This window comes from Microcella sp. (assembly GCF_033763155.1).
Taxonomy (GTDB): Bacteria; Actinomycetota; Actinomycetes; order Actinomycetales; family Microbacteriaceae; genus Microcella.
Genome location: NZ_JANRKZ010000064.1, coordinates 1 through 4,598, shown reverse-complemented (window position 1 = coordinate 4,598; position 4,598 = coordinate 1). Strand labels below are relative to the sequence as shown.

Here is a 4,598-nt window from a genome sequence, read left to right as displayed (position 1 = left end):
CAAGACACCGTGATCTCGCTGCGCGAGTTGAACCCCGACGGTCAGACCTCGCAGAACTGGTACAACAACACGATCGTCTTCACGCACGGATACGGTGTGGTCGCGGCCTACGGCAACCAGCGCACCGACGACGGTCGCCCGCAGTTCTTGGAGGGAGGCATCCCTGCCGCCGGTTCGCTCACGACCGAGCTCGGCGAGTACGAGCCGCGTGTCTACTTCGGTGAGTTCTCGCCGACGTATTCGATCGTCGGCGGCGGCGACAAACTCGAGCTCGACTTCCCGTCTGAGGGCAGCGAAGACCAGGCCGGCAACGCCACGTACACCTTCACGGGTGACGGCGGCCCCGCGCTCGACAACGTGTTCAAGCGCTTGCTCTATGCGATCAAGTTCCAGTCTGAGCAGATCTTCCTGTCAGAGGCAGTGACCGATGAGTCGCAGATTCTCTACGAACGCAACCCCGTTGAGCGCGTGCAGAAGGCGGCGCCGTACCTGACGCTTGACTCTGACCCCTACCCGGCCATCGTTGACGGTCGCATCGTCTGGATCGTCGACGGCTACACGACCACGGCGAGCTACCCCTACTCGACGACCGTGGCGCTGAGCCAGGCCATCGCCGACACCTACACGCCGGCACCGGCCTTCCCGCTCGACCAGATCAACTACATTCGCAACTCGGTCAAGGCCACGGTTGATGCGTACGACGGCTCGGTCACGCTCTATGCGTGGGACACCGAAGACCCGATTCTGCAGACGTGGCAGAAGGTGTTTCCGAACACCCTCGTCGACGCGAGCGAGATGAGTGAGCAGTTGCTCTCGCACGTGCGGTACCCGGCTGACCTGTTCAAGGTGCAGCGCAACATTCTCGGTGCGTACCACGTGACTGACCCGGGCTCGTTCTTCTCGACTGACGACGAGTGGCGCACGCCGAACGACCCCACGTCGTTGGCCGCCGCGCCGACGCTGCAGCCGCCCTACTACCTGACGATGCAGGTTCCGGGAGCAGAGGCGCCGGGCTTCACGCTCTACTCGACGTTCATTCCGCGCACCGCGAGTGAGAACGAGCGCAACGTGCTCACGGGCTACCTCGCGGCGAACGCCGACCCGGGTGAGGACTACGGCAAGCTCACGCTGTTGACCCTGCCCTCGCAGACGATTCCGGGCCCGGGCCAGGTGCAGAACCAGTTCAGCTCTGACCCTGAAGTGGCCAACCAGCTCGCGCTGCTCGAGCGTGGCGAAACCGAAGTGCTGCGCGGCAACCTGCTGACGCTGCCGATCGGTGGTGGCTTCCTCTATGTGCAGCCGGTCTACGTACGCTCGACGGGTGAGACGAGCTTCCCGCTGCTGCGCAAGGTGCTCGTGGCCTTCGGTGACTCGATCGCCTTCGAAGACACGCTCGACGAAGCTCTCGACTCGCTCTTCGGCGGAGACTCGGGAGCCAATGCGGGTGACGGCGACGTTGACCCTGTCGACCCGACTGAGCCGACGGACCCGACCGAGCCGACGGACCCGACCGAGCCCACCGACCCCGGTGTCGAGATCTCGGCCGAGCTCGCGCAGGCCCTGCAAGACGCTCGGCAGGCTCTGCTCGACCGTCAGCAGGCCTACGCCGACAACGACCTGGTGGCGGCAGCCGAGGCCGACGAGCGCCTGCAAGAGGCGATCGAGCGGGCGCTCGCACTGAGCGAATAGCCGCTGAGCGAGTCGGTCACGGAGAGAGCGTCGACGAGTGGCACACGCTGAGCTTCCTGAGTGGGCCCGGGTGAACCGGGCCCACTGGGATGAAAAGGTTCCCGTGCACGTCGCGAGCGAGTTCTATGACCTCGCGCCGCTTCGGGCGGGGGAGGGCCGGCTCTACCCCATCGAAGAAGCTGAGCTGCCGATCATCGCTCCCGAGGGGTGGAACGGCCTGCGGGTGCTGCACCTGCAGTGCCACTTCGGCGCCGACACCCTCGTGCTGGCGCAACGCGGGGCCACGGTTGTGGGGCTCGACTTTTCGATGCCCGCGGTGCGGCAAGCTCGCGAGCTCGCCACCGAGCTCGGGCTCGACGACCGCAGCCGGTTCATCTGCGCCGACCTCTACGACGCCCGGCACGCGCTGCCCGACCCCGAGGGCTTCGACGTTGTCTACACGACGTGGGGCACGATCGGCTGGTTGCCCGATATTGCCGAGTGGGCCCGCATCATCGCGTGGTTTCTCAGGCCTGGCGGGCGGCTGTACTTTGCTGACGGGCATCCGTCGGCATTCGTCTTTGACGACCCGAGCGATGACCAACCGGCGGCCTTGCTTGACGGTGGCCCCGCCCGGTTTCCGACCCCGCAATTCGGCTACTTCACGAGCGAGCCGTTCGACCTTGACGACCCCGCCGATTATGCCGATGCGGATGCCGTGCTCACGCACTCGCGCACCGTCGAGTGGATGCATCCGCTCGGGCAGACCCTCACGGCTCTCGTTGAGGCGGGCCTGACGATCGACTTCGTGCACGAGCACGACGCGGTTCCGTGGCAGATGTATTCGGTGCTCGAACCGCGCGGCGATGGGTTGTGGGGATGGCCCGCTACCGCCTGGTTGCCCCTCGGCATGAGCCTCGGCGCCACCCGCCGCTGAGGTTTCTTCTCGTAGGCGTTGACCTGGCGCGGCGGCCCGGCCATGCTGATTTTCTGGGCCTGTCAACCTCGCGGGGCCTCTCGCGCGTCGAGGAGGTATGAGCGCGACCGAGACGACTCGGCTCCAGGTCGACCTGGATGAGTTTGTCGCGCGCGAGTACCCCAAGGTCGTCGCGGCCGTGGGCATGATTACGGGCTCTCCTCGCGACGCAGAAGACGCGGTGCAAGACGCCATCGTGGGGTACCTGGCGAACCCCCCACAGCGCGAGATTCGTAATCTCGCGGCGTGGATCACCGTCGTGGCGAGCAACAGGGTGCGCGACGTGCAGCGATCGCGAGGAGCCGAGTCTCGCGCTCTTGCCACCGTCGGAGTTTCTGACGAGAGCGTTGACTCGGTCGTGGAGGGTCTCGACGTTGATGTCGTGAAGGCGCTCGACCAGTTGCCCCTGCAACAACGTCAAGTGTGCGTGCTGCACTACTTGCTCGACCAATCGGTGCAGACCATCGCTGAAGGTCTTGGCGTGAGCGAGGGCACCGTCAAGACCCAGTTGCATCGCGCTCGCACAACTCTTGCCCGACTGATCGAGAGGGGAAATCACCGTGGCTGACGGGAACAACCTCGATGATCTGATGCGGCGTGGCCTCACTGACGCCGCGCAACCGGCCGACCCGACGGGTGTCGCCGATGCCCTGCGGGCGCGTGTTGACGGCGGCGATGCGGGAGTCACCGTGTCGTCGAGCGTCGCTCCGGGCTGGGGCGGGCTCGCCGTTCGCAGCTGGCTGCCGTGGGTCACTGTCGTGGCCGTCGCGATCGTGGGTGGCACGCTGGGCGCCCTCGCGTTCTTCGGCGGGTCGACAATTGAGTCGACGGATGCTCGCCCCGTCGTCGTCGAGTCGCCCTCGGTCGACTCGCAATCGTGTGCAGAAAGGCCGGCTGCCGGCGGCGTGTGCCCGACGAGTGAGCAACTCGTTGATTCCCCTGCACCCAGCGATGACCCCAGCGAGGCTCCGCCCGCGCCGGAGACTGACCCTGACCCGGATCGGGCACCGGCTCCGCCGAGCGATACGACGCCGCCGACCGTGCAACAAGTCAGCATCGACTCGAACCCCTGCCCTGCCGTCATTGAGGCCGTCGCCTCTGACAACGTGGGCGTCACCCAGGTGACGCTGTCGTGGTCGGGCGTCGCAACCGGATCGGCTGCCATGTCGCTCGTGAGCGGAACCTGGCGTTACCTTTACGACTCCGAGAACCTGCCCGAAGGCACCATGACCTTCACCGCCGTTGCTCGCGATGCCGCCGGCAACGCGAGCGGGCCCATGTCTGCCACCGATTACGTGGTGTGTGTGCTGTGACGCTGCGCCCTGAACCCCCCCTGTTTCATCAACTACCGAGGAGCATCCATGAATCGCCCTGTCACCACCGCCCTGACCGCCAGCCTGCTGGCGATCGTCGCCGTCACGACCCTCGCCGCGTGTAGCGCGCCGGCCACGCCCGACACGGCAGCCGACCCCACGTCGTCGTCGGCGGAGGGCTCGGCCGACGCGCCCTGCGTCGTCGGCGTGTGGCAGCTCGATGTCGCCGACTACGCCGCACAAATGGGGGCATATTTGGTGAACGTCGGGGTGCCGATGACCGACTTTGCGTCGACGGGCGATGGCACCGTCGAGTTCACGGCCGACGGCCTCGCGTCGACCGACATCAACCTCACGAACACGGGCACGATTGTGGCCGGCGAGACGAGCGTTCCGCTGACGGTTCGTTCGGTCTACACCGGAACCGGCAACTGGAGCGACCCGGGCGACGGCGTGACGATCGACATCGAGAACTGGGTCACTGAGGTCGACCCGACGGTCGTGCTCGAACCGGGCGCCCCCGAGTTTCCGGCGATTGACTTCACCGGCATCCCTTCGGTGTCGGTCACGTGCACCGACTCCACGCTCACGCTGCGGGGTCAGGATGCCCCGGTGACGGCGACCTTCACGCGCTAGGCCAC

The 4,598-nt window shown here is 66.4% G+C and carries 5 protein-coding genes; all 5 read left to right on the top strand.

Features of this window, described 5'->3' with window-relative positions; all coding sequences use genetic code 11:
• A partial coding sequence (locus SFU54_RS02900) for a UPF0182 family protein (RefSeq protein ID WP_319014814.1) occupies nt 1-1,689 on the top strand: 1,689 nt, incomplete at its 5' end.
• A gap of 37 nt (nt 1,690-1,726) precedes the next feature.
• On the top strand, nt 1,727-2,605 hold the full coding sequence (locus SFU54_RS02895; RefSeq protein WP_319014813.1) for a class I SAM-dependent methyltransferase: 879 nt from the start codon (nt 1,727-1,729) through the stop codon (nt 2,603-2,605).
• Between the two features lie 97 nt (nt 2,606-2,702).
• Nucleotides 2,703-3,212, top strand: a complete 510-nt coding sequence (locus SFU54_RS02890) for a sigma-70 family RNA polymerase sigma factor (RefSeq protein WP_319014812.1) — start codon at nt 2,703-2,705, stop codon at nt 3,210-3,212.
• Nucleotides 3,205-3,957 carry a hypothetical protein gene (locus SFU54_RS02885; protein WP_319014811.1) on the top strand — a complete coding sequence of 251 codons (753 nt, stop codon included), beginning with the start codon at nt 3,205-3,207 and terminating at the stop codon, nt 3,955-3,957. The genes SFU54_RS02890 and SFU54_RS02885 overlap by 8 nt, the downstream gene beginning before the upstream one ends.
• Before the next feature lie 48 nt (nt 3,958-4,005).
• A complete protein-coding gene (locus tag SFU54_RS02880; RefSeq protein ID WP_319014810.1) occupies nt 4,006-4,593 on the top strand; it encodes a hypothetical protein in 588 nt (195 codons plus the stop codon).
• Nucleotides 4,594-4,598 lie beyond the last annotated feature (5 nt).